The sequence below is a fragment of the Bacillus sp. V3-13 genome, from assembly GCF_002860165.1.
Lineage (GTDB): Bacteria > Bacillota > Bacilli > Bacillales > Cytobacillaceae > Bacillus_BJ.
In genome coordinates, this window is sequence record NZ_PGUZ01000030.1 from 1 (window position 1) to 26,403 (window position 26,403).

The 26,403-nt window shown below is 42.8% G+C and carries 23 protein-coding genes; 18 read left to right on the plus strand and 5 right to left on the minus strand.

Annotated features, from left to right (window positions below):
- The first annotated feature begins 219 nt into the window (after positions 1-219).
- The 5 genes from CU633_RS12055 to helD all read left to right on the plus strand — a co-directional run bounded on the left by CU633_RS12055 (position 220) and on the right by helD (position 8,466).
- Positions 220-765 carry an outer spore coat protein CotE gene (locus CU633_RS12055; protein WP_101660881.1) on the plus strand — a complete coding sequence of 182 codons (546 nt, stop codon included), beginning with the start codon at positions 220-222 and terminating at the stop codon, positions 763-765.
- Positions 766-891: 126 nt separating this feature from the next.
- Positions 892-3,483: a DNA mismatch repair protein MutS gene (gene mutS / locus CU633_RS12060; protein ID WP_180954947.1), complete on the plus strand. Its 2,592-nt coding sequence runs from the start codon at positions 892-894 to the stop codon at positions 3,481-3,483.
- Between the two features lie 25 nt (positions 3,484-3,508).
- Positions 3,509-5,383 (plus strand): DNA mismatch repair endonuclease MutL, encoded by a 1,875-nt coding sequence (mutL, locus tag CU633_RS12065; RefSeq protein WP_101660831.1) that lies wholly within the window; start codon positions 3,509-3,511, stop codon positions 5,381-5,383.
- 262 nt (positions 5,384-5,645) lie between these two features.
- Positions 5,646-5,903 carry a hemolysin XhlA family protein gene (locus CU633_RS12070; protein ID WP_101660833.1) on the plus strand — a complete coding sequence of 86 codons (258 nt, stop codon included), beginning with the start codon at positions 5,646-5,648 and terminating at the stop codon, positions 5,901-5,903.
- A 220-nt stretch (positions 5,904-6,123) separates the two neighbouring features.
- Positions 6,124-8,466: an RNA polymerase recycling motor HelD gene (gene helD, locus CU633_RS12075; RefSeq protein ID WP_180954948.1), complete on the plus strand. Its 2,343-nt coding sequence runs from the start codon at positions 6,124-6,126 to the stop codon at positions 8,464-8,466.
- Positions 8,467-8,515: 49 nt separating this feature from the next.
- On the opposite strand, the gene mreBH is transcribed toward helD, so the two are convergent.
- The gene (gene mreBH, locus CU633_RS12080) at positions 8,516-9,523 is read right to left on the minus strand and encodes a rod-share determining protein MreBH (RefSeq protein ID WP_101660838.1); all 1,008 of its coding nucleotides are present in this window, start codon (positions 9,521-9,523) and stop codon (positions 8,516-8,518) included.
- 305 nt (positions 9,524-9,828) lie between these two features.
- Between mreBH and miaA the strand changes: the two genes are divergently transcribed.
- From miaA to CU633_RS12125, 9 genes are all read left to right on the plus strand, one after another.
- Positions 9,829-10,791, plus strand: coding sequence for a tRNA (adenosine(37)-N6)-dimethylallyltransferase MiaA (gene miaA, locus CU633_RS12085; RefSeq protein WP_101660840.1), 963 nt, complete (start codon positions 9,829-9,831; stop codon positions 10,789-10,791).
- A gap of 27 nt (positions 10,792-10,818) precedes the next feature.
- A complete protein-coding gene (gene hfq / locus CU633_RS12090; protein WP_101578045.1) occupies positions 10,819-11,055 on the plus strand; it encodes an RNA chaperone Hfq in 237 nt (78 codons plus the stop codon).
- A 439-nt stretch (positions 11,056-11,494) separates the two neighbouring features.
- Entirely contained in the window at positions 11,495-12,442 is a 948-nt protein-coding gene (spoVK, locus tag CU633_RS12095) for a stage V sporulation protein K (protein ID WP_101660842.1), read from the plus strand.
- Positions 12,443-12,576: 134 nt separating this feature from the next.
- Entirely contained in the window at positions 12,577-13,818 is a 1,242-nt protein-coding gene (gene hflX / locus CU633_RS12100) for a GTPase HflX (RefSeq protein ID WP_101660844.1), read from the plus strand.
- A gap of 30 nt (positions 13,819-13,848) precedes the next feature.
- Positions 13,849-15,117, plus strand: coding sequence for a methionine gamma-lyase family protein (locus tag CU633_RS12105; protein WP_101660846.1), 1,269 nt, complete (start codon positions 13,849-13,851; stop codon positions 15,115-15,117).
- A gap of 163 nt (positions 15,118-15,280) precedes the next feature.
- The gene (locus CU633_RS12110) at positions 15,281-15,688 is read left to right on the plus strand and encodes a MerR family transcriptional regulator (RefSeq protein ID WP_101660848.1); all 408 of its coding nucleotides are present in this window, start codon (positions 15,281-15,283) and stop codon (positions 15,686-15,688) included.
- Between the two features lie 39 nt (positions 15,689-15,727).
- Positions 15,728-17,062 carry a type I glutamate--ammonia ligase gene (glnA, locus tag CU633_RS12115; RefSeq protein WP_101660850.1) on the plus strand — a complete coding sequence of 445 codons (1,335 nt, stop codon included), beginning with the start codon at positions 15,728-15,730 and terminating at the stop codon, positions 17,060-17,062.
- A gap of 119 nt (positions 17,063-17,181) precedes the next feature.
- Positions 17,182-17,481, plus strand: a complete 300-nt coding sequence (locus tag CU633_RS12120) for a hypothetical protein (RefSeq protein WP_101660851.1) — start codon at positions 17,182-17,184, stop codon at positions 17,479-17,481.
- Between the two features lie 417 nt (positions 17,482-17,898).
- The gene (locus CU633_RS12125; RefSeq protein WP_101660852.1) at positions 17,899-18,639 is read left to right on the plus strand and encodes a hypothetical protein; all 741 of its coding nucleotides are present in this window, start codon (positions 17,899-17,901) and stop codon (positions 18,637-18,639) included.
- A gap of 172 nt (positions 18,640-18,811) precedes the next feature.
- Here CU633_RS12125 and CU633_RS12130 read toward each other — a convergent pair whose 3' ends face one another.
- Both CU633_RS12130 and lexA read right to left on the minus strand, forming a co-directional pair.
- A complete protein-coding gene (locus CU633_RS12130; protein WP_101660853.1) occupies positions 18,812-19,141 on the minus strand; it encodes a DUF4257 domain-containing protein in 330 nt (109 codons plus the stop codon).
- Positions 19,142-19,422: 281 nt separating this feature from the next.
- On the minus strand, positions 19,423-20,046 hold the full coding sequence (lexA, locus tag CU633_RS12135) for a transcriptional repressor LexA (protein ID WP_101660854.1): 624 nt from the start codon (positions 20,044-20,046) through the stop codon (positions 19,423-19,425).
- A gap of 159 nt (positions 20,047-20,205) precedes the next feature.
- Between lexA and yneA the strand changes: the two genes are divergently transcribed.
- The 4 genes from yneA (at position 20,206) to tkt (ending at position 23,806) form a co-directional block, all read left to right on the plus strand.
- Positions 20,206-20,523, plus strand: coding sequence for a cell division suppressor protein YneA (yneA, locus tag CU633_RS12140; RefSeq protein ID WP_257958684.1), 318 nt, complete (start codon positions 20,206-20,208; stop codon positions 20,521-20,523).
- Positions 20,524-20,537: 14 nt separating this feature from the next.
- Positions 20,538-21,185, plus strand: a complete 648-nt coding sequence (locus tag CU633_RS12145; protein WP_101660855.1) for a YneB family resolvase-like protein — start codon at positions 20,538-20,540, stop codon at positions 21,183-21,185.
- A 114-nt stretch (positions 21,186-21,299) separates the two neighbouring features.
- Complete coding sequence (locus CU633_RS12150) at positions 21,300-21,533, plus strand: DUF896 domain-containing protein (protein ID WP_101660856.1); 234 nt, start codon at positions 21,300-21,302, stop codon at positions 21,531-21,533.
- Between the two features lie 266 nt (positions 21,534-21,799).
- A complete protein-coding gene (tkt, locus tag CU633_RS12155; RefSeq protein WP_101660857.1) occupies positions 21,800-23,806 on the plus strand; it encodes a transketolase in 2,007 nt (668 codons plus the stop codon).
- Between the two features lie 179 nt (positions 23,807-23,985).
- Here the strand turns inward: tkt and CU633_RS12160 are convergent, their stop codons facing one another.
- Complete coding sequence (locus tag CU633_RS12160; RefSeq protein WP_257958687.1) at positions 23,986-24,618, minus strand: DUF2238 domain-containing protein; 633 nt, start codon at positions 24,616-24,618, stop codon at positions 23,986-23,988.
- A 222-nt stretch (positions 24,619-24,840) separates the two neighbouring features.
- Positions 24,841-26,313, minus strand: a complete 1,473-nt coding sequence (locus CU633_RS12165) for an alkaline phosphatase family protein (protein WP_101660858.1) — start codon at positions 26,311-26,313, stop codon at positions 24,841-24,843.
- Positions 26,314-26,403: the final 90 nt, after the last annotated feature.

Genomic DNA, 26,403 nt, shown 5'->3' on the forward strand with positions numbered 1-26,403 from the left:
AAACTACCGGATTTCCTCTAAACAAAAAAGGACCGGGCATGGTTTTCGCCCGGTTTTTCTTATATTTAAACACTCCACCGAACTCTGCACCCACAAGTGTTTATCCGCATAGTATGGACTATATTCCGGTGTGAAACTAGACCTGCTAAAAAGATAAGCACACTAGTCTAATATCCCGCATAGGATGAAGTGAAAATGAATGAGGAGGGTTTGCTCGCAATGGGAGAATACAGAGAGATTATAACAAAAGCGGTCGTAGCGAAAGGACGCAAGTTTACCCAGTCCAATCATACGATCAACCCCGCACACCATCCGTCCAGTATCCTCGGCTGTTGGATTATCAACCATAAGTATGAGGCAAACAAGGCCGGCAAAACAGTGGAAGTCAGCGGCTCCTATGACATTAACGTTTGGTACTCCTTTGATGATAATACAAAAACAGAAGTAGTGACTGAACGCGTAACGTATACAGATGTCATTAAACTTAAATACCGCGACCCTGATTCTCAGGATGACTCTGATGTAGTCGTCCGGGTATTACAGCAACCGAACTGCGTCGAAGCCGTTATTTCTCCTAACGGAAACAAAATCATCGTTCATGTTGAAAGAGAGTTTCTTGTTGAAGTAATCGGCGAAACAAAGGTATGCGTGGCCATTTACCCTGATGAGTGTGAGTGTGACGATGATGATTGGGGCCTCGATGTTGACGATGAAGAATTCGAAGATTTGAATCCTGACTTTTTAGTAGGAAGTGAAGAAGAATAACCGGCAACTAGGAAGATTATGCTTCCTAGTTTTTCTTTTTTTCCTGGTGCGTCAGTACCTTAAGTCAATTCTCTATTTATGATATAATAAGTTGTCGAAAGAAATAGAAGAATGTTGGGGGATATTATGGCTGCTTATACGCCGATGATCATGCAATACTTGCAAGTAAAGGCAGATTACCAGGATGCCTTTTTATTTTTTCGTTTAGGTGATTTTTACGAAATGTTTTTTGACGATGCGATCAAGGCATCCCAGGAGCTGGAGATCACATTAACAAGCCGGGATGGCGGCGGGGACGAGCGGATCCCAATGTGCGGGGTTCCATACCATTCTGCGTCTGGCTATATTGAACAGCTGATTGACAAAGGCTACAAGGTCGCGATCTGTGAACAAACAGAGGATCCAAAACAAGCGAAAGGCGTTGTCAAAAGGGAAGTTGTCCAGCTGATCACACCCGGAACGATGATGGAAGGCAAAGGGCTGAATGATAAGGAAAATAATTATATCGCTGCGATCAGCATCTTTGAAAATCATACATACGGATTTATTTGCAGCGATATTACAACCGGCGAAAGCCGGGCTACCCTGTTGTCAGGCAGCTTCGAAGAGGTATTAAACGAGCTCTCTCTATCCGGTGCCCGGGAAGTTGTCATTGCCAGCGACTTTGCTGAAGAGCTGCAGCGAAAAATGCGTGAGCGTGCCAGCCTGACTTTATCGTTTGAAGATGATACAGACAGTAAGGATGCATACCGCGATCTGTTGAAAAATTTAAACCATGACAGGCTCAGCGTCACAGCGTCCAGGCTGCTGAATTATTTATACCGGACACAAAAGCGCAGCCTCGATCATTTACAGCCGGTAACGCTATATCAAATTCATCAGTATATGAAAATCGATTATTTTTCAAAGCGGAATCTTGAATTAACCGAGACAATCCGCTCAAAGGGCAAGAAGGGTTCACTTTTATGGCTGCTCGATGAAACAATGACGGCGATGGGGGGAAGGCTTTTAAAGCAATGGGTGGACCGGCCCCTTATTGAACAGGACGCGATCCTGAGGAGACAATCGCTTGTCGGGATTTTAATAAATTCTTATTTTGAAAGAATTGAGCTGCGTGAAAGGCTGAAAGAAGTCTATGATTTGGAGCGCCTTGCCGGCAGGGTCGCCTTTGGCAATGTTAATGCACGAGATTTAATGCAGTTAAAGCGGTCGCTTCTGCAAGTTCCGGAATTGAAGGATTTGGTCGGAAAGCTTCCGGATGAAGAGGCAGCGAGACTTGCCGAAAGCCTCGATCCTTGCGAAGCGATTACCGGGCTGCTTGACCGCGCCATTGTCGAGAATCCGCCGCTCACGGTTAAAGAAGGGAACATCATCCAGGATGGCTATCACGAGGAGCTGGACCGCTATCGAGATGCGAGCCGAAACGGCAAAACGTGGATTGCCCAGCTCGAGCGCCAGGAACGCGAGAAAACCGGCATAAAATCACTGAAGATCGGCTATAACCGGATTTTTGGCTATTATATCGAAGTCACCAGAGCCAATCTCCACCTGCTTCAGGAAGGGCAGTATGAACGAAAACAGACGCTGGCCAACGCAGAAAGATACATCACTCCTGAATTGAAAGAGAAAGAAACGTTGATTTTACAGGCGGAGGAAAAAAGCGTTGAGCTCGAATACCAGCTGTTTAGCGAAATTCGCGAGCAAGTGAAGGAATACATTCCGCGGCTCCAGGCTCTTGCCAAAACATTAAGCGAGCTTGATGTTCTGCAATGCTTTGCCACGATAAGCGAAGAGCGCCATTATGTAAAACCGGAATTTTCGAGCGACCGGAAAATGATCATCAAAGATGGAAGGCATCCTGTCGTTGAAAAAGTGATGAATGCACAGGAGTATGTTCCGAACGATTGCGCTATGAATGCGGAAAGGGAAATGCTGCTGATTACCGGGCCAAACATGTCCGGAAAAAGCACTTATATGCGGCAAATCGCCTTAACGGCCATTTTGGCGCAAATCGGCTGCTATGTACCTGCGTCCAGCGCGGTTATGCCCATTTTTAACCAGGTATTTACGCGGATTGGGGCGGCTGATGATTTGATCTCGGGCCAGAGCACGTTTATGGTCGAAATGCTCGAAGCGCGGAATGCGATTGTCCATGCAACTCCGGACAGCCTGATTCTTTTTGATGAAATTGGCCGCGGGACATCGACTTATGATGGGATGGCACTCGCCCAGGCGATGATCGAATACATTCACGACCGGATCGGGGCAAAAACGCTTTTCTCGACCCATTACCATGAACTGACTGTACTCGAAGCTGAGCTTGCGCATTTGAAAAATGTCCATGTCAGTGCAATTGAACAAAACGGGAAAGTCGTTTTTCTTCATAAAATAAAAGAAGGTGCAGCAGATAAAAGCTATGGGATTCATGTCGCCAAATTGGCCGGGCTTCCTTCCGAACTGATCCAACGTGCAAACGATATTCTCTTCGAACTGGAACGAAAAGACAACAATCAAGGCGGGCAGAACACGAAACCAACTGCGGCTGCACAAGCGCCGGAACAGTTGTCATTTTTCGCAGAACCCGGGGAAGAAAAACTCCCTCTAAAAAGAAAAGAGAAACAGTTGATAGAAGATCTGAAAGAATTGAATATTCTTGAATTGACGCCGCTTCAGGCTTTAAATACATTATATGAGCTGCAAAAAAAATTGAAGGCTTAGGCACGCATGCCGGGAGGTGGAAAGAATGGGGCGAATCATTCAGCTTGATCATGCACTTTCAAATAAAATTGCCGCTGGCGAGGTAGTCGAGCGGCCAGCTTCGGTCGTCAAGGAACTGGTTGAAAATGCGATTGATGCCGGAAGCACGCTCGTGGAGGTAGAAGCTGAAGAAGCGGGACTTGCCAAAATACGGGTCATTGATAACGGCGATGGAATTGAAGCGGAGGATGTTCCGGTTGCTTTTCAGCGCCATGCGACAAGCAAAATCAAAGATGAAAACGACCTGTTTCGGATCAGGACGCTTGGTTTTCGCGGCGAAGCACTCCCGAGCATTGCTTCTGTCTCAAGGCTGGAGATGAAAACGTCAACCGGCGCTGATGCCGGAACACGGATTGTCATTGAAGGCGGGAACATCGAGATCATTGAAAAAGCAGCGAGCCGAAAAGGTACCGACATTTCGATCACCGATCTATTTTTTAATACACCAGCCCGCTTAAAATACATGAAAACGATTCACACGGAGCTTGGCAATATGACGGATGTCCTGAACCGGCTTGCCCTTGCCAATCCGCATGTATCGATCCGGTTTGTCCATAACGGCAGAAAGCTGTTGCATACGAATGGCAATGGCGATGTCCGCCAGGTACTCGCCGCCATATACGGCTTAAATATCGTCAAAAGCATGACAACGATTTCTGCGCAAAGCCTTGATTTTACCATCAGCGGGTTTATTTCAGTTCCGGAAGTGACAAGGGCTTCGCGCAATTATATTTCGACGATGATTAACGGCCGTTTTATTAAAAATTATCAGCTCGTTAAGGCGATTCAGGAGGGGTATCATACACTCCTGCCAATCGGCAGGTTTCCGATCGCGCTTCTTCATATCGAAATGGATCCGTTGCTTGTCGACGTCAATGTGCACCCATCGAAAATGGAAGTCCGTTTAAGCAAGGAGCAGGAACTGTATGAACTGATCTCAAATGGCATCAAACAAACCTTTAAGTCGAAAACCCTGATTCCGACTGGTTTCATACACGAAAGAAAAACCCGGCCTGTTTCCGTGCAAACAGCGTTGGAGCTTGATCATTTGCCGGCAAAAGAAAATCAACATGACCAGTTATTCAATAGTGGCCGGTCAGTGGATGGCAGCCGCAACGAAAGTACAATAAAGGAACCGCCAAATAATACGTTTCAGCCTGCCGAAGACACTCAGCCAATCATTTCCGCTGAGCCTCCAGCGCTGGAACAGGAAGTATTTGAACAGCCGGCAGACGATGATGATATCTCATTCGAAAAAACGGATCAGCAGCTGCCGGAACGGGTACCGCCTTTGTATCCAATCGGGCAAATGCATGGGACGTATATTATCGCGCAAAACGACAAAGGGCTCTATATCATTGACCAGCATGCCGCCCAGGAACGAATCAAATACGAGTTTTATAAAGAAAAAGTTGGCGAGGTCGCGAGCGAACTGCAAGAACTGCTTGTTCCGCTCACCTTTGAGTATTCCGCCGATGAATATATCAAAATTGTAGAATATCAAGATGAGCTGGAAAAGATCGGCGTTTTTCTTGAACCGTTCGGCAATCATAGTTTTATTGTCCGCTCCCATCCGCAGTGGCTTCCAAAGGGAGATGAACCAAGGATGATTGAAGGGATGATTGAACAGCTGCTGGCGATGAAAAAGGTCGATATTAAAAAGCTCCGCGAAGAAGCGGCGATCATGATGAGCTGCAAAGCTTCGATTAAAGCAAACCAATATTTACGCACTGAAGACATGCAGGCTCTCCTTGACAAACTGAGGCAAACGACAGACCCGTTCACATGCCCGCATGGCCGCCCGATCATTATTCATTACTCCACCTATGAAATGGAGAAAATGTTTAAGCGGGTCATGTAGCGACTAAATCTATTAGAAATCGTCTTTCCGAAAAAACGGGAGACGATTTTTTTAGATATTTTTTGTAAAAAATGACGCGGTGGTAGTTACCCGTACAAGCAATTATGCTAGCTATTAATATAAATATATCAGGAGGAGTTCAAGGCAATTTTAAAGTTTTAATGACATAGTAGAATCAGTTTCAAGCAATGATTCCTTCATAGATGTATGGGGGTTTTTTTAATTTTTACATGATCCTTAAGCAAGGAGGGAGGAAAGGGGAATGAAAAAAGAAGAGATCGAAACGTGGAAGGAAGCGATAGAAAATGATATTGATGAATTGAAAGAAGACGTTCGCCGACTGCAAGAAAAACAGCTGATTCAAGACCAGATCATCCAAAGCATTCAAAGCGACCTCGAAGAAATAAAGGAAGATACAAAGTGGCTGAGACGGACATTCACGAACGCAATCATCACTTCCATTTTAACAGCAGTCATCGGCGGTGCAATTACTGTTTTTATCTCTATTCTTATAGAGTAAAATGACACATTTCGTTACACTGATTGGATGAAGGGTTATATTTTGTTTAAAATAAAAAACACCCTTGAAAAATTCAGGGGTGTCTGTTAGTCTGAATATTGGTCTAACTCTTTTTCACTAAAAAAACATTATGTATAAAAAAACTCTATAATAACATTACCACAATCAAAACTGATTGTCAATGGTTAGACTAAAAAATTTTTACCGGGAAGTGACCTGTGTGAATAATCGCAATACCGAATGGCAGGAGGAACAAGCAAGAGTCAACCATGTGGTTAATAAAATCAACAGGCAAATTGAAAAATTAACTGAAGGGGCAAGCCGTATTAAAGCAGATGCTTCCGAAATTCGCAAGACGTTTTGGCATGATGTTACTGTCAACTTTGATGAAGCCGATGACATTGCTGAAACATATACAAGCATAAAGCAGCAGGCTGAACTTTTGGCGGAACGTGAGAGGAGCCAGCGACAATTTAACATTGCCCAAAGAACGCTTGAACGATTGGGGAATTCGCCTTATTTTGGCCGGATCGACTTTATTGAAGATGGTGAAGCTGCAGCCGATCCGATCTATCTCGGAATTGCTTCCTTTCGCGATGAAGAGAAAGATCAATTTCTCATTTACGATTGGCGCGCCCCTATATCAAGTCTCTATTACGATTTTATTCCCGGTCCGGCCGGGTATAAGACCCCGTCAGGTTTAATCGAAGGTGAGATAACGCTAAAACGTCAGTATATTATTCACCGCGCACAGCTGACCGGCATGTTTGATACCGGAATCACGATCGGAGACCAGCTTCTCATCGAAGTGCTCGGCAATCATGCTGATACGCAAATGAAAAGCATTGTCGCAACGATTCAAAAGGAACAAAATCAAATCATCAGGAATGAAAAAAGCAAACTGTTAATCGTAAAAGGCGTTGCCGGAAGCGGAAAAACTTCAGCAGCCCTTCAAAGGGTCGCCTATTTGCTGTATCGCTATCGGGGAACGCTGAATCCTGAAAATATATTGCTGTTTTCTCCAAATCCATTATTCAATAGCTATGTCTCTTCCGTATTGCCCGAGCTTGGCGAAGAAAACATGCAGCAAACCACCTATCAGGAATATGTGAGCAGCCGGATTAACCATGATATTCAATGTGAAGATGTTTATACCCAAATGGAATACTTGCTCACCAAAAGCGATGATCCGGATTATGACGACCGGGTCAAGAGCATCCGTTTTAAATCGAGTCTTAATTTCAAGGAGCTGATTGATGAATATGCCGGGTTTCTGGCAAACGAAGGGCTTGTATTTAAAGACCTAAATTTCCGTAAAAAAACGTTAATCAGCAAGGAACAGATTTATCAATATTTCTATTCTTTCGACCGTGGAATGCCGATTCCAAACCGTGTTGAACTTTTAAAAGCCCGGCTTCTAAAAGAGCTCAGGAAAGCGATGAAGCTGGAAGTGGAACAAGAATGGGTCGAAGAAGAACTGCATTATTTGGAAAAAGAAGATTATCTCGAGGCTTTTAAACAGCTGCAGAAGCAACAGCGATTCTTGGAAGACACCTTCGATGATTTCGAAAGAGAACGGCAGCTCCTCGCGCAAATGATCGTCAAGAAGCGGTTTAGACCTTTGTTTGCGCAAATGAAACGCTTAAAATTTATTGATATGCTTTCCGTGTACAATCGGTTGTTCCACCGTGATGTTCCCGCGGGGATTAAAGTCCCGGAACAATGGCCAGCCATTTGTTCGATGACAATCAAAAAATTGGAGGCGACCCGCGAAATATCCTGCGAAGACACAACGCCGTTTCTCTATTTACAAGATAAGATCGAAGGCAGGAAGTCCAACACCGCAATCCGTCATATTTTTATTGATGAGGCCCAGGATTATTCGCCATTCCAATTCGCTTTTTTGAAGGATCAGTTTCCCTATAGCAAAATGACTTTATTGGGCGATTTAAACCAGGCGATTTATGCCAATGCAACAGGCTCCGAACCGATTCTCGCTGCCGATGTCGATGGGGACGATGAGCAAGAAACGATTGTTTTGAATCGAACCTACAGGTCGACGAAAGAGATTGTCGAATTTACGAGCGAAATCATTGAAGATGTGAATATTGAACTTTTTAACAGGCGTGGCCGCAAACCGGTCTTGACTATCGTTCACAGCTTTGAACAGCTATACCGTTCGATTATTGAAACGATACAAACTTTTTTGAAATCAGGACATAAAACGATTGCTGTTATCTGTAAAACGGCAGATGAAAGCCGTGAAGCTTTTCAAAATCTGGACGGGATTGAGAAAAGGCTAATTGAAAAAGGTACTTCAGGATATGATGAGGGAGTGCTGGTGATTCCGGCATACTTGGCGAAGGGCATTGAATTCGATGCGGTCATTATGTATGATAGCTCAATCTATCAAAGAGAAAGCGAACGAAAGCTGCTATATACCGCCTGCACCCGTGCCATGCACGAGCTTCATATTTATTCATTAGAGAAAATCAGCCCGTTGCTCAAAAGGGTCAACGAGCAGAGGTACACACTTGTTAAACTGGATGACAGGAACAATTGACCTAAGAAAAAACGCCTCAAGCTGAGGCGTTTTTTCACAGTTGATTTGATTATCTGACCGCTTTTTGAAGCTTATGAATGAATTGCAGTGCTTTTCCGGTTCCGATTGCTACAGATTCAAGCGGGCTTGGCGCAAGGTGGACGGGAACGACGATTTCTTTGCTGAGCCAATCTTGCATTCCTTTCATCAGCGCACCGCCTCCGGTGAGGATGACGCCTCTGTCGACAATATCACCGCTCAACTCGGCAGGGCAATCCTCGAGGGTTGCGCGAATCGCTTCTAAAATATGTGAGAGTGATTCCTTCAGGGCATCACGAATTTCATAGGATGACAGGGTGATTGTTTTCGGCAGACCGGTCACAAGATCGCGGCCGCGAATATCCATGGTCAGCTCATCATGGTCAATCATTGCGTAGCCGATTTCCATTTTGATTTTTTCCGCTGTCCGTTCTCCAATCAGAACATTATAGACTTTGCGTACATATTGTACAATATCATCATCCAGGCGGTCACCGGCAATCCGGATTGAATGGCAGGCAACGACACCGCCAAACGAAATAATCGCGACTTCAGTGGTTCCGCCGCCGATGTCGACGATAACATTGGCAACCGGCTCATCCACGGGCAGTCCGGCGCCAATTGCCGCAGCAACCGGTTCTTCGATTAAATGGACCTTTTTTGCACCGGCGTTCCTAACCGCATCGTGAATAGCACGTCTTTCAACGCTGGTCGAGCCTGAAGGCGTGCAGACCACCACATTCGGTTTGCGGATCGCGAGACCGATCTTTTTGGATGCTTTTTTTATCACGTTCTTAAGCATTTCAGTCGTTACATCAAAATCGGCAATGACACCATCTTTTAACGGCCGGATTGCGACAATCTTACCCGGTGTTTTTCCGATCATGTCTTTTGCTTCTTTTCCAACTGCCAAAACATTTTTTGTTTCTGTATCAATGGCGACAACAGAAGGTTCGTTTAAAGCGATCCCCTTATTTTTGCTGTATACCAAAACATTTGCAGTTCCTAAATCAATTCCAATTTCTGAAGTTGACAGCATCAATCATCACCCAATTTCTATTTATTAGCTTGTTATATGATAAATCTACACCTTAAGGTACCATGAAATTGGGCCCAGGCATGCCATTGTTAACAAAACGTTAACGAACTGTAATGAAAGATGAAAATTTTATCAGGTTTGGTAAATTAAGAACCAGAAAAATTCCTGAATAGAAAGGAATATTTATGGTCATAATGCTTAGATGTTCAACTGCGGAAAATAATTGTGGTACGATAGACAAAAGGATAGGCCCGTCTTTGGGGCTTCCTCTTTAAAGCGTGCGAAAAGGCAGTGTGAAAAGATTCATGAAAAAAGAGAAGCTGATTGTTCTAATCGGGCCGACAGCAGTTGGAAAAACTAAGCTGAGCATTGAGCTTGCAAAGAAATATAATGGCGAAATTATCAGCGGCGATTCGATGCAAATTTATAAAGGGATGGATATCGGGACAGCGAAAATAACGAAAGAAGAAATGAACGGGATTCCCCATCATTTAATCGATATTAAAAACCCTGACGAGCCTTTTTCGGCAGCGGAGTTTCAAGTGCTTGTCCGCGCCAAAATCACGGAAATCTCTTCCCGGAACAAGCTTCCGATGATTGTTGGAGGGACAGGTCTTTATATCCAAGCAGCCATTTTTGATTATCAATTTTCCGATGCACCATCCGATGAATCCTTCCGAAAACAGCTTGAGGAATTTGCCAGGCGTGAAGGGAATGAGGCGCTTTACGATAAATTACATGATGTAGACCCTGTGAGTGCCGAAAGGATTCATCCGAATAACACGCGGCGCATCATCCGGGCGCTTGAAATTTATCATTGTACAGGAAAAACAATGTCTGACCTTCAAAGCAGTCAAGTTCCTGAAGTTTTGTATGAAACCGCGTTGATCGGATTAACAATGGAAAGGGCCCGGTTATATGACAGGATCAATCAGCGTGTCGATGAGATGGTGAAAGCGGGGTTGATCGAGGAGGTCGAACACCTGTATTCACGGGGGCTGCGCGACTGCCAGTCCATACAGGCAATCGGATATAAAGAGCTTTATGACTATTTCGATGGCAAGGTGACGGTCGACGAAGCGATTGAGAATTTGAAGCAAAATTCCAGGCGATATGCAAAAAGGCAGCTAACATGGTTTCGAAATAAGCTCAATGTGGAATGGTTTGATATGACGGATGTATTAGTTGATTCCCAGCTTGCAAAAAAAATCGCGGAAATTTCAGCTTTTATTGAAGGAAAGCTTAAAATAAAATCGAATACATACTAATAGAGATAAAAGAGGAGGATCCCAAAGATGAAACAGTCGATCAATATTCAGGACCAGTTCTTAAACCAGCTTCGCAAAGATGGCGTACATGTAACGGTATTTTTATTAAATGGTTTTCAAATAAGGGGGCAGATTAAAGGCTTTGATAACTTCACGGTTCTGTTTGAATCGGAAGGTAAGCAGCAGCTTGTTTATAAACATGCTATTTCCACATTTGCGCCACAGCGCAATGTTCAAATTGATATGGAAGCACCGCAGCAGTAATTTTAAATTACAACCATTAAACCAGCCTCAGCCCGTTTGATACGGGCTGATTTTTATTTTATAATCGGAAATCCTCCATGATCCACAATATAATAAAATAGCATTAATGAATTGTCTTGAAGCTGAATACATATAAAATGATACGCCTAAGCACGAGTCTCTTGCCGCGAGGGACTGAGTCACTTTTTTCGTAAGTTTGGGAAAAGTCAGAAATTATTTCTCGGGAAAGCGCAGGAACCGACAATGGCGGCGCGGTCAATGTAGATTCGTAAAGATGTATGTCGGTTTTTTGGGCAATTTCGGTATGTAGTCAGCGAAAATCTAAATCAACATATTAAAGCCGAAAATGAAATGGACGATTTTATCGGAATAAACTGGGCATTTGTCACAACTGATTTTTTTTAGCGTATACTGTTTCTGAGATGGTGAGGTGATAGCTGTGGACCAACCAATGCGCCTGAAAAATAATGGCCAAATAAGTATTGTTCTGAATAATCAAAAGCGAAAAGCTCTGGCAAAAGAAATGCCTGACAACCAACAAGTTCAAAAAGCGATCCCTTCCGAGCATACGGCTTTAATAGAAATTGAAGATGAGCTTGCCGGACTGGTTGGCATGGATGAAATGAAAAGAATGATTAAGGAAATATACGCCTGGCTTTATGTAAACAAGAAGCGGGAGGAGCTTGGGCTGAAAGCGGAACGGCAGGCTCTCCATATGATGTTTAAGGGCAACCCCGGCACTGGAAAAACAACGGTTGCAAGACTGATTGGCAAGCTTTTTTTAAAAATGAATGTCCTGTCGAAAGGACACTTAATTGAAGCGGAACGGGCCGATCTCGTCGGGGAGTATATCGGGCACACCGCCCAGAAAACCCGGGATTTGATCAAGAAATCGATCGGAGGCATCTTGTTTATTGATGAAGCCTACTCGCTTGGCCGGGGCGGGGAAAAGGATTTCGGCAAGGAAGCGATTGACACGCTCGTCAAGCATATGGAGGACAAACAGCATGAATTTATTTTAATTCTCGCAGGGTATTCGCGTGAAATGGATTATTTTTTAACGCTGAATCCAGGCCTGTATTCGCGGTTTCCACTAGTTATTGACTTTCCGGATTATACGATTGAGCAGCTGATGGAAATCGGCAGCAGGATGTTGAAGGAACGCGAATACAATTTAAGCCATGAAGCGGATCGAAAGCTGCGCGAACATTTAATCTGGGTGAAATCTGTTCTGAATCCGGCCAGTTTTTCAAATGGCCGTTACGTCCGGAACATCATCGAAAAGTCGATCAGATCCCAGGCGATGAGATTGCTGATGCAAAGCAGCTATGACCGCCACGACTTAATGACGATCCGCAGCAACGATCTTGTTTTTGAAGAAGATTGACAATGAAGCAACCAAACAAACGGCCGGAGATCAAGTTCCGGCCGTTTGTTTGGTTGTAATCAGAATGAAATTAGGATTAAAAAAATTTTTTTGGTATGATATTTAAAAGAGCGAACGCGGGAGGGGGAGTATACATGGAGCAGCATACAGAGTTCGAAAAGGTTATTCTTCTCGGGTGCCAAACCGGAGACGACGATGATCTTCGTTTTCAATATTCAATGGATGAGCTTGCATCGTTAACGGAAACCGCGAAAGGAAAGGTGCTCGTTTCCGTCGTCCAGAAGCGGGAAAGAGTCCATCCGTCTACATATATAGGAAAAGGGAAGATCGAGGAACTAAAAGCATTGGAAAAGGAGTTTGAAGCAGATATTATTGTTTGCAATGATGAACTGTCGCCAAGCCAGCTCAGGAATCTGTCTGCCCAGCTTGATGCGCGGGTTATTGACCGGACGCAATTGATCTTGGACATTTTTGCCCAAAGGGCCCGTTCGAAAGAAGGGAAGCTCCAGGTTGAGCTTGCCCAGCTTCAATATTTGCTGCCGCGCCTGGCCGGAAGAGGGATTGAGATGTCGAGATTAGGGGCCGGGATTGGAACGAGAGGGCCGGGTGAAACGAAGCTTGAATCGGACCGGCGCCATATCAGGCGCCGCATTGATGATATAAAATCACAATTGGAAATCATTGTTCAGCACCGCGACCGTTACCGGGAACGACGGAAAAAGAATAAGACCTTCCAAATTGCCCTCGTCGGCTATACGAATGCCGGGAAGTCAACTCTGTTTAACCGTCTCGCAGAAGCGGACTCTTTTGAAGAGAATCAGCTGTTTGCGACGCTCGACCCGATGACGAGAAAATTGATTTTACCAAGCGGGTTTATGACGCTGCTTACCGATACGGTTGGTTTTATCCAGGATTTGCCAACAACGCTAATCGCGGCGTTCCGTTCGACGCTTGAAGAAGTAAAGGAAGCCGATCTCCTCCTTCATGTTGTCGATATGTCAAATCCCGATTATTTTCAGCATGAAAAAACGGTCAACCAACTGCTTGACGAACTCGAAATTAAAGATATTCCGCAGTTGACCGTTTACAACAAGAGGGATCTTCAGCATCCGGATTTTGTGCCGACTGCTAAGACGGAAACTATTTTTATCAGTGCGTTTGACAACGAGGACCGCCACCGGTTAAAGCTGAAAGCAGAGGAAATCATCCTTGGCCTGATGGAGCCATATCATGTTCATATTCCATCGACGGAAGGGAAGCTGCTTTCGCAGTTAAAAAACGAAACGATCCTCAGGGAGCTATCTTTTAATGAGGAAAAACAGCTTTACGTATGCAAAGGATACGCACTCTCAGACCATCATATCGCAGGGAATTAGAAGAATTTCAGATTAGTTAGGAGCAGCAGCATGTTTCAGCATTTACAGTCATGGGAAAAGCTTTATCCTCTTGTCACAGAAATAGAAAAAAAAATTGCGGTCGTTCATCAAAAAATCGATGAGCGGATTGATACAAACCAGTATAGAGTGTTGCAAAGCTTTCAAAAATACCGAGTCAGTGATTCACACTTCATCCCTTCTACAGGCTATGGGTACGATGATGCAGGGAGAGAGACGCTTGAAAAAGTTTATGCGGATGTATTCGGCGGCGAAGCAGGACTCGTCCGGCCGCAAATCATTTCCGGAACTCACGCGATCTCAATTGCGTTATTCGGGGTGCTGCGCCCTGGTGATGAGCTTCTCTACATAACAGGCAAGCCTTACGATACTCTGGAAGAAATTGTCGGAATCAGGGGAACCGGAAACGGGTCTTTAAGAGAATTCGGTATTAACTATAACAGTGTTCCCCTTGCTGAAGGCGGAAAAATTGATTTCCAAGCCGTTAAAAAAGCGATCAAGCCGAATACGAAAATGATCGGAATCCAGCGTTCCAAAGGCTATGCGACAAGGCCCTCATTTACGATCCGTGAAATCGAAGACATGATCCGCTTTGTAAAAGAAATAAAAAACGATATTGTTGTATTTGTCGACAACTGCTATGGGGAATTCGTTGAAGAGCTGGAGCCGTGCCATGCCGGTGCCGATTTGATCGCCGGGTCGCTGATTAAAAATCCGGGCGGCGGTTTGGCCAAAACCGGCGGCTATATCATCGGCAAACAACAATGGGTGGATGCCTGCTCGTACCGGTTGACTTCGCCAGGAATCGGTGCGGAGGCGGGTGCTTCCCTTTATAGCCTGCAGGAAATGTACCAGGGCTTCTTTTTGGCACCACACGTAACAGGACAGGCGTTAAAAGGAGCTGTGTTCACAGCAGCCTTGCTGGAAACGCTCGGCATGAATTCTTCTCCGAAATGGGACGCGGAGCGAACTGATTTAATCCAGTCCGTTCAATTCGATGACCGTGAGAAAATGGTTGCTTTTTGCCAGGCGATCCAATTTGCTTCGCCGATCAATTCGCATGTAACCCCATACCCAAGTTATATGCCGGGCTACGGGGATGACGTGATCATGGCGGCGGGAACTTTTATCCAGGGGGCAAGCATTGAGCTGACTGCAGACGGCCCAACAAGGCCGCCGTATGTCGCCTATGTCCAGGGCGGATTAACCTATTCCCATGTAAAAATGGCCATTTGCATCGCGGTTGACCATTTAATCAGCAAAGGTTTAATTCAATTATAATAGGTAAATATAAATATGTGCAGCTAGATCGCTAGTTGCCCTGTTTAATTATGATATAAAAATTTTAAAATTTATATGTAAGAAAATCTAACATTTAATTGACAGAAAAACTTACATCAAATATAATGACGGTATAGTGGAATACAGAACAGGAGGAACCGTCTTGAGTGGAAGAGAAATTCGTCGATCAATGCCGCTTTTTCAAATAGGAACTGTCATGCAGCTTACCGATTTAACCGCGCGGCAAATTCGATATTATGAAGAGCATGGATTGATTTCTCCGGCAAGAACAGATGGGAAAAGACGCCTCTTTTCTTTAAATGATATTGATATCCTCTTGGAAATCAAAGATTTAATTGACCAGGGTGTTAACATGGCCGGAATCAAGCAGTTGTTCTCCGTGAAGGAACAGCAAGCTTTAACGGCGGAAATGCAGCAGCAAGCGGAAAAAGTGCGCCGCGATCTTTCCGATGACGAGCTGAGAAAGCTGTTGAGAAGTGAATTGATGCAGGCGGGCAGATTTAACCGCGCATCGCTTCGCCAGGGGGATATGTCACGCTTTTTCCATTAATAAAAATATAGAGCTTTAACTAAGGGAGGAACCATTTGAATGGCTAAGTATTCAAGAGAAGACATCGTACGCATGGCAAAAGAAGAAAATGTAAAATTTATCCGTCTCCAGTTTACAGACATTTTAGGGACAATCAAAAACGTCGAAATCCCAATCAGCCAGCTTGATAAAGCGCTGGATAATAAAATGATGTTTGACGGTTCTTCAATCGAAGGATTTGTCCGCATTGAAGAATCTGATATGTACTTATTCCCTGATTTGGACACTTGGGTTATTTTCCCCTGGACAGCTGAAAAAGGTAAAGTTGCCCGCTTAATTTGTGATATTTACAATCCAGACGGAACTCCATTCGAAGGAGACCCGCGCAACAACTTGCGCAGAATCCTTAAAGAAATGGAAGACCTTGGCTTCACTAATTTTAATCTTGGACCAGAGCCGGAATTTTTCTTGTTCAAGCTTGACCAGCACGGGGAACCATCATTGGAACTAAACGATAATGGCGGATACTTTGACCTGGCACCTACAGATCTAGGGGAAAACTGCCGCCGTGACATCGTTCTTGAGCTTGAAGAAATGGGCTTCGAAATTGAAGCATCCCACCATGAAGTGGCTCCGGGCCAGCACGAAATCGATTTTAAATATGCTGATGCAATTAAAGCCTGTGATGATATTCAAACGTTTAAGCTTGTTGTTAAAACAATCGCCCGCAAACACGGCCTGCATGCAACCTTCATGCCAAAACCGTTGTTTGGTGTGAACGGTTCAGGAATGCACTGTAACGTTTCTTTATTCAAAAATGGTGAAAATGCTTTCTACGATCCAAGCGGAAATCTTGAGTTAAGCGATACAGCGCGCCAGTTCATCGCCGGCGTTATCAAAAATGCCAAGAGCTTTACAGCTGTAACCAACCCGACTGTAAACTCATACAAGCGTTTAGTACCTGGTTACGAGGCTCCATGTTATGTAGCATGGTCTGCAAGAAACCGCTCACCGCTCATCCGTATCCCGGCTTCACGCGGACTCAGCACACGCTTGGAAGTGCGCAGCGTTGACCCTTCTGCAAACCCATACCTGGCAATGGCAGTTCTATTAAAAGCGGGTCTTGACGGAATCAAAAATGAACTTAATCCTCCAGCTCCAGTTGACCGCAACATCTATGTAATGAACAAAGAAGAGCGTCTGGCTGAAGGAATTGACGATCTTCCGGCAACATTGGCCCAGGCTCTTGATGCATTAAAAGCAAACGAAGTCATCACCTCGGCATTGGGTGAGCATATTCTTGAGCACTTCATCGAAGCAAAAGAAATTGAATGGGATATGTTTAGAACTCAAGTCCATCCTTGGGAGCGCGAGCAGTACATGCAAATGTATTAAGATTGAAGAAACCCTTGACACCAACTGGTGTTTAGGGTTTTTTTTTGTGGTATAGCCCTTAGTAGAGTATTCATTTCGACTGGAAGTTTTATATACTGCAGGAAAAAGGAGACGTTTATATGACTATTTATGATATTGCAGAAGTTTCGATAAATGATCAACAAATTTCAATAGGGAAGGGTTATCTTAATGTTCATGATGCAGATAATATTAGCTCATGGGATGTTGATCTTTTTGATGACGGCAGACATGAACATTTATTTGATGAGCTAGTGAGTAACAAAGAAGAGGTAAGTTTAGTCATAGAAACAAAGGACGGCAGCAGCTTTGTCGGGAGAGGTTTGCCAACAAGGTTGGATAGTTCTCCATTGGGAACAACTATAACTTTAGAAGGAACAGGAGATTTGCAGCCAATGTAAACTTAAACAAGCTAGGTCAAACATTACTATATACTACTTCACATCATACTATGCGTGATCGATCGTGAAGGCAGTTTGTAAGACAAGAAATATAAAGAAAAAAGCCTCCAAAAAATCTGCATAAATATATCTCCAAGCATCTCAAAATCCCCCTTAAGGATCATTATAGCTCAAGTCAAGGTAGCATTCTCTTCTTTCCAAAGTAAACTTTTATTAAACGACATAAACTAAAATATTTCGTAATAAAAATGTAACAAATTTTTAGCGAAAAACTAACTTTAAAGAATCCAATCCTTCTACAACATTGGGAAATTGAAAATTCATGATTCCGAAATGAAATATTTTTGTAAAATATGAGGCATTTTTAACCATAAACTAGTCTATATATGTAGAGAGAGAAAAGGGGAGTGATCAATTTTGAAAAAAAGCTTAGTGGTGATGAGTGTTAGTTTTGCCTCGATTTTTTTAGCTGGTTCTTACCATTATTCTGCTGTAAATGGATCTGCGCGGTCGGATTCTTACCAGCCGAAAGTAATGGCAGAAACCTATTCCAACCATTCATTAATGAAACAAAATGATGATTCTGTACGCTTTTCTCAGGATGGACAGCCTGCTGATGCGTATTCCTTGGAATTAACCAGCGATAATACAAATAGTGCAGCAAAGCCTGTCGCTATTAACAATATAAATATGAATGAAGAAAAAACGCCAACAGTTGCGAATGCCTCAACAGAAAATATGGAGGAGACCGTATACGTTGAGACCGAAATCAGAACGTTGATCGATTCCTCACATTATCATCTTAGCAAGGCCGGGATCATCGGATTGGTTGGAATTGATTATGTAGAATTGAAAGGGGCCATGAACGGAAACAAGCTCTGGAATTTCAGCATTGGGGCGGTGGAAGGGTATGAATATACACTCGAGGGCGATGCTGTCGATGTCGATGCACTTATGACTGATCGGGTTAAGTTCATTATCGTTTTTCATTTTTCAGACGATGGTGATTCGATAAGCTACATTTCTGGTTACTATAAAGATAAGTACGGTGTTTTTCATGAATATGGTGTTTTTCCGGATGGATCGATTAAAGATTTATCAGAACACGGAAGCTACTTTGTGAGTGCTGATGGGAAAGTAGAGCAAACTGTCTATTAAAACCATTTAAACAAATTCAATGTTTGATAGATTGAACAGAGGTGACTCTGAACATCCGGAGTCATCTTTGTTGTTTAGAAAGGGTTAATTTAATTTCAATGGTTGATCGGAATTTTTTTCAATGCTGGATTCAAAAAAAAATCCGTTGGACCTCAACAGATTAAAGTTCAGGCTATTTTTCTTTTTGGCAGTTGTCCGGCTTCTTGCCGGGCAAAGATTCCTCATGTTCCTGCCATTTTATTAATTCCAGTTTTCTGATCAATGCTTCTCCACCTAACCCGGCGATAATCGAAATAAAGAGAACGTTCAACACCGAGCTGATTCCCGAAGATAAAACGAGAAGAGCGGCCGACATTGCCCCCGTAAGAAAGTCCTCGAAAAAACCTAAATAAATAAATTTCTTTGTTTTCCGTGGCATGATCATTTTGCCCTTGCTTTTTACATGTCCAATAACCCCGGCAAGCCCACCAAATAGTGTTGCGAAGACAATGTTTTCATACATGCTTCCTTCACACCCCCAAAAAATATTTGGAAAGACCCTAGGTTAAATTCTTGGTGTATCTCTATTATAATAGTTTTCCTTTCCTGATAATATATGTAAATATATCGAATTTTCTGAAGAATTTACATGGTTCCTGATTCCTATAAATGGCAAGAGACTGAATCTATAGATTCATTTTCTTCCTTTTTTGTAACCTTTTGCACAAAGATATTCCAGTTTTGCCCGAGTAATGTGCAAAGAAAAGAAAGCAAGCCAGCCAGCTTGCTTTCTTAACAATTAAATTAATGGATATGGCGGTAGACACCGATTACTCTTCCCAATATCGAGACGTTGCGGAGGATAATCGGTTCCATGGTTGAATTTTCAGGCTGGAGACGAAAAAAGTCCTTCTCTTTAAAGAAACGCTTTACTGTTGCCTCATCTTCTTCCGTCATCGCTACGACAATATCCCCATTATTGGCAGTTTGTTGCTGCTTCACAATGACATAGTCCCCATCAAGAATCCCGGCTTCTATCATACTATCACCCATAACCTCAAGCATAAACACTGGATCATCCGCCGGCGCAAGCCGTTCCGGAAGCGGGAAAAATTCCTCCACATTTTCAACGGCTGTTATAGGAAGGCCGGCTGTTACTTTACCGACAATCGGAACATTTCTCACATTAACCTGCGGTATGTTTGCTGCTTCATCGAGCTCAAGTATTTCAATTGCCCGCGGCTTTGTGGGGTCACGACGAATGAGTCCTTTGCTTTCAAGCCGTGCAAGATGGCCATGGACGGTTGAACTGGAAGCAAGCCCTACTGCCTCGCCGATTTCGCGCACGGAAGGGGGATACCCTTTCTTTTTCACTTCTTCTTTAATAAAAGCAAGTATATCTTGTTGGCGTTTCGATAGTTTTGGCATAAACTTCGCACCTCATTATGGTTATTGTTGAATTAAGTATAGCATGTATGAGGACAGTATACAAACATAAGTTCGAATTTTTTTGTTGACACGAAACAAACGTTCGATTTATAATCATTTTAACAATACGAACGTATATTCTGAGAAGGAGTGTTTTCAATGAAATCGATCAAAAAACTATGGTCCAATTACTATTTTGCTATCCTGCTTATCTTGCTAAGCTTTGCCACAGCTTTATTGATTAACGGAGATGGCGAAGGCGAAAACTACATGAAAATTAAAGTCGTGGAAGGCGACACTTTATGGACGATATCGAACGAATTTTCCAATGAACACTCATTATCGCCACAGGAATTTGTCAGTTTGGTAGAAACGCTTAACGGGATCAACGGGGATGAAATTTTTCCTGGAGATGAAATTATGATTCCTGTCAGCGAAACATCGGCGGATGATATTGAAGTTTATGCCGGTGAATAAGGAGAATTAAAAAAATGAATGCTATTCTTTACAGCCGGGTCAGCACCACGAAGGAATCGCAGGAAACATCCTTAATCAGGCAGGAAGAAGAATTAACCGATCTTGCAAAAAAATACGGATACCAAATAGCTGCTTCGATAAAAGAACAGGCAAGTGGGTACGAACTCGATCGGGAAGGAATCCTTGATCTTCTCACGATTATTAGGGACCGAGATATTGATGCTGTTCTTATTCAGGATGAAACGAGGCTTGGGAGAGGAAATGCGAAAATAGCACTCCTGCACTGCATTTTAAAAGAAGGGGTGAAAATTTACAGTATCTCCGACAATGGTGAACTGCAACTGTCGGAGTCAGACTCGATGGTATTGAAAATAGTCGGAATGGTAGAGGAGTATCAAAGAAAGCTCCACAATATTAAAATTAAAAGGGGCATGGCTCGCGCAGTCAGCAAAGGCTACCGTCCTGAAAGGAATTTAAAAAACCTTGGCGAAAACTCAGGCAGAGACCGGATCAAAGTGCCGATCGAGGAAATCGTCCGTCTGCGGAAAAACGGGCTGACTTTCGCTGAAATTGCAGCTACACTAAGGGGATTCGGTTATGAAGTGTCGAAAGCTACCATCCACAGAAGATACCAGGAATATAATGAATCGAAACAGTCGTAGAAGCTTTTGCCTTGTCAAAAGCTCTTGTTTTTAGTAATATGACCATTAGTCTACAATAAAAAGCCGGAATAAATGGCATTCCTCTTTAAAGAATTTTTGTAAAGGAGTTTTTCCATGCTGTCTAAAGACAAGCTTGCCCGAATTAATGCACTGGCCAACAAGGCGAAGCAATCAGGATTAACAGAAGCTGAGGCAAGAGAGCAAACAAAATTGCGCAAAGAGTATTTAAAGTCTTTTCGATCCGGAATGCTCAACACACTAAAAGGTGTGACGATTATGGATCCGGAGGGGAACGACGTAACACCTGCCAAACTAAAAGCGCTTCAAAACAAAAATCGCCTTCATTAAGACATATATTAGGGATGCAAAACGATTGCATTCCTTGTTTTTATTTTTTTTGTTGATTATACAAATTCCCCTGTGGAAGGAAAGCAAGATGTGGAAATGTTATAATTGAAAGTAAGCTTATTCGGTACATATTCGGATTAGTTATGTCCAAAAATAAGAAATAGTTGTTTTTTTTTTGAGAAACGGATGAACAATTGGTTGTTTAAAAATTTCAATCACTATAATATTAAGGTTAGGAATCAACATACAAGGAAAGGATGTATCACATGTTTGATAAAATTGATGAGTTATCAATAAACTCTATTCGCACTCTTTCAATTGATGCAATTGAAAAAGCAAATTCCGGGCACCCGGGCTTGCCAATGGGCGCAGCACCGATGGCTTACACATTATGGACAAGGTTCATGAACCAAAATCCTGCGAATCCGGATTGGTTTAATCGCGACCGTTTTGTTCTGTCAGCAGGACACGGTTCGATGCTCTTGTACAGCTTGCTCCACCTCGCAGGTTATGACCTTTCGATTGAAGATCTAAAACAATTTCGCCAATGGGGCAGCAAAACGCCGGGACATCCTGAATACGGCCATACGGTTGGGGTAGAGGCAACAACAGGCCCGCTTGGACAAGGCATTGCAATGGCAGTTGGTTTGGCCATGGCTGAGCGTCATTTGGCGGCTGTTTATAACAAAGAAAACTATGAATTAATTGATCATTATACATATAGCTTATGCGGTGACGGAGATTTGATGGAAGGTGTTTCTGCAGAGGCCGCATCGCTTGCCGGGCATTTAAAGCTTGGCCGTCTCATCGTTCTTTATGATTCAAATGATATTTCGCTTGATGGTGAACTTGATCGCTCGTTCTCTGAAAGTGTTGAAAACAGATTCAAATCTTACGGCTGGCAGTATTTGCGGGTGGAAGATGGAAATGATCTTGATTCAATTGCAAAAGCCCTTGAGGAAGCAAGGCAAGACACAGCCCATCCAACTTTAATCGAAGTTAAAACGATTATCGGGTTCGGATCGCCTAACAAGTCCGGAAAATCGGATGTACATGGTGCTCCGCTTGGTGCAGAAGAGTTAAAGCTTACGAAAGAAGCCTATAAATGGACGTTTGAAGAAGATTTCTATGTGCCTGAAGAGGTTTATGCCCATTTTAAAAAGCATATTGCGGATAACGGCAGCAAAAAAGAGAAGGAATGGAACGAGTTGTTTTCCCAATATAAACAAGCGTTTCCGGAGCTTGGCAAACAGCTTGAACTAGCCATAAAAGGGGAACTTCCGGAGGGCTGGGACAAAGACCTGCCAGTTTATGAAGATGGAACAAGCCTGGCAAGCCGCGCATCTTCGGGAGAAGCATTGAATGCAATTGCGAAAAATCTTCCTTTCTTCATTGGTGGCTCAGCTGACCTTGCCGGTTCGAACAAGACGATGATTAAAGGGACAGGCGATTACACGCCTGACTCATATGAAGGCCGCAACATTTGGTTTGGTGTCAGGGAATTTGCGATGGCAGCCGCTTTGAACGGAATGGCTCTTCACGGCGGGCTTAAAGTGTTTGGCGGAACGTTCTTTGTTTTCTCGGACTACCTGCGTCCGGCGATTCGCCTCGCAGCATTAATGGGATTGCCTGTAACCTATGTATTCACGCATGACAGTATTGCGGTTGGGGAAGACGGGCCGACACATGAGCCAGTAGAACAGCTGCCTTCCTTGCGGGCAATGCCGAACTTATCTGTGATCCGCCCGGCTGACGCCAATGAAACAGCGGCTGCCTGGAAGCTCGCTGTAGAATCGAAAAACAAGCCAACCGCGCTTGTCCTGACGCGCCAAAACTTGCCGACGTTAAAAGGTTCCGTTAAACATGGTTATCAGGGAGTATCAAAAGGTGCGTATGTCATCTCTCCTGCTCGAAAAGAAGTGGCTGATGCACTCCTGTTAGCTTCAGGTTCCGAAGTAGCCCTGGCTGTGAAAGCTCAAGAAGCGCTGGCTGCAGAAGGAATTGACGTGTCTGTTATCAGCATGCCTTCATGGGACCGCTTTGAAGCCCAAAGCAAAGAATACAAACAAAGCGTTCTCCCTAAAGAGGTCAAGAAACGCCTTGGCATTGAAATGGCTGCATCATTAGGATTCCACCGTTACACAGGAGATGAAGGCGATGTATTGGCGATTGACCAATTTGGAGCCTCAGCACCTGGAGACAGAATTATCGAAGAGTATGGGTTTACAGTTGAAAATGTCGTTGCACGCGTAAAAGCGCTGCTGCAAAACTAATTTATAAGTGCAGCCTCCATTGGTGAGGATGCACAATATATAAAAAGAGCATCGATATGATATTCGATGCTCTTTTTATATCTCTAAAATCTTGGTCTACCAGGTGCCTAAAGTTTGGTTGTTGGTTTTCTAATGGAAAACCGTTGTTGTGATTCATAAGCATTTCTAAATAAAAAAACTTACTCTTTTATTAAGTGTTTTTTCAGGAGGCGGTTATGTAATTTTGAGAAGAGGAGTAATGCAAGAATTGAACCAATCAAGGCAAATGACATATCCCATTGTGAATCCCAGATGTCGCCCTGATTACCGAGAAAGTCTTTAGATGCTTTTCCTCCCTTTGTTATCATCGAAACTAACCATTCAATGATTTCGTAAAAGGCAGCGAGTGCAAGGGAAATACTTGTCACAATGGTAAATAACCAGGCGCCTGTTGTTAACGGTGTTTTTCGTAATAATATTTCTCTTATGACGATCACAATCAAACCCTTTATTAAATGTCCAAACCGGTCGTAGTGATTGCGTTTTAAATCGTAAACGTCTTTTAACCAATTAAATAGGGGGACTCTTGAGTAAGTATAATGACCGCCGACAAACATGATGATTGCCAAAATCGCGATAATGATATATGAGAGGGTAGTGAGACGAAATTTATTGTATGTCGCAATTGCGATAATCAGACCGACAACGGCAGGTGCCACCTCCAATGCCCACGTCAAATAACCGCCTGTCGGCTTAATCATTGACCATATAAAAATTGCCGCAACCAGGAATAATAGAGATAAATGAATCGAAGTACCCTTATGTTTATTCACTTCTTTCGCTCCTTTATCAAATGGCTATTCACAGTATTTGATAATTAATCCTTTTCAATACAGAGTACGGATGAACTGGTTAAGGAAGAGTAAAAATACTTGATCATCACCTTGAAGAAAATAGGATATTCGGTTGAGAGTGTTTGAAGTTTAACTAAAATAAAGGTAATACATAACAGGTTCAGTGGATTGTTAGAATTACCCGATTGCTCGAAGTTCACTTTATTGAATTAACGACAAAAGCCAATCCTTTATATCTAATGTGCGTAAGTACTTCGGTGTTGACTCGGTACCTGCAATGATCATTGAAATAACAGAATCTTGTTTGTGTAACCCTCCGTGACTTGCACCACCCACATGAGTAGGAGAACCTTCACCTATGAATTCATAGCCAGGTTTCGCACTTGCAATCATGTATTCACCTTCATGTGAGAATAATGATGCATATAACCTTGCAAAAGCATCGGGGTAATCCCCAAATTCAATTTTTTTGTTCGAAATGGTGAGATCCAATATTTCTTTATTCCCTTCAAAAGACCAGGATTGTCCATATTGATCCACAAAGTCTCCCTCAGGTTCAAAATGAAGGTGTCCATTATGAATTCCGGATGTAACAGTTATCGTGTTTCCTTTTTTAAATGCAATGACATCAATTCGGTTATCTTTTTGCAGGATATTTGCTATATCACTTAAAGGTACTTTTTCAGTGTTAAGAGAATAAATATAGGACATCCTCTCGTTGACACCAAGAACAATTTGGTCTTGTGGCGTAATTCCTTTTTTTAACTTTACTATTTTGTATGAACTTAAAAGCTTTCTTAAATCAATTAAAGCTTCATGACGATTTTTATCGATCCATGCTTGACCATTATCTCCAAGAATAATCCAAATGTTCTCGGTCAGAGCATCATTCCATGATTGATATTGATTTAAAATATCCTGCAATTTCTGATCAATCTTTTGGACACCCTTTATCTCTGTTCTTCCATTTTTATGTATGCTTTGATCTAAATTGGGAAAATAAGCAATCGTGAAGGGCGGAAGTTTATGCTCGTTTATAAGATATTTCAATTGGTTTGCTGAAAAATTATCATTAAATCCATATTTTTGCCAAAAGAAAGAGTTCTTTTTTAAATGATTAAACCGGTGTAAAGCTCCATACGAAAACAACTCTGGAGAATAAGTTATTTGCTCTTTTTTCATGCCTGTTAACAAAGATAATAAAAAGGGTACTTTCAATATGTTAGGTTGACTTCCCCTATATATAAGCGTGTTGATTGAAGCCGTCTTGATTCCTTTATCTTTTAAAATTTCATGGATCGTTTTATGCTGCTTGCTTAAATGCTTATTATTCAAATTATAAAGGATATCTTCCATGGATTGCGTCAGTCCCAGTTTTAAAAGCTCCCTTACATGACTTCCGTAATTAATAATTCTTTTTTCTTTTTGATCATACCAAACTAAGCCTGGGACTTTATGTTTATTGCAGTACACTCCAGTTAATAATGTGCTGTCGACATTGACTGACATAGTTGGAAATGGACTGACAACATCGGGAAAGTAACGGCCGTTTTCAATAAAAAATTGTAAAGCAGGAGCTTGTCCACTCTTTACGGCAGCTTGTACAGTCGAACCCATTAATGTGTCAATCAAAAGCAGGATCACTCTTTTTTTCTGAGAAAGGGGTGATGTCATCATTTATCTCCTCACTATAAAACATTAATTTCTTGTTTTATTATGGATTGTCGCACATAAAATTATTTGAGCATTTTTTCATATCATCGT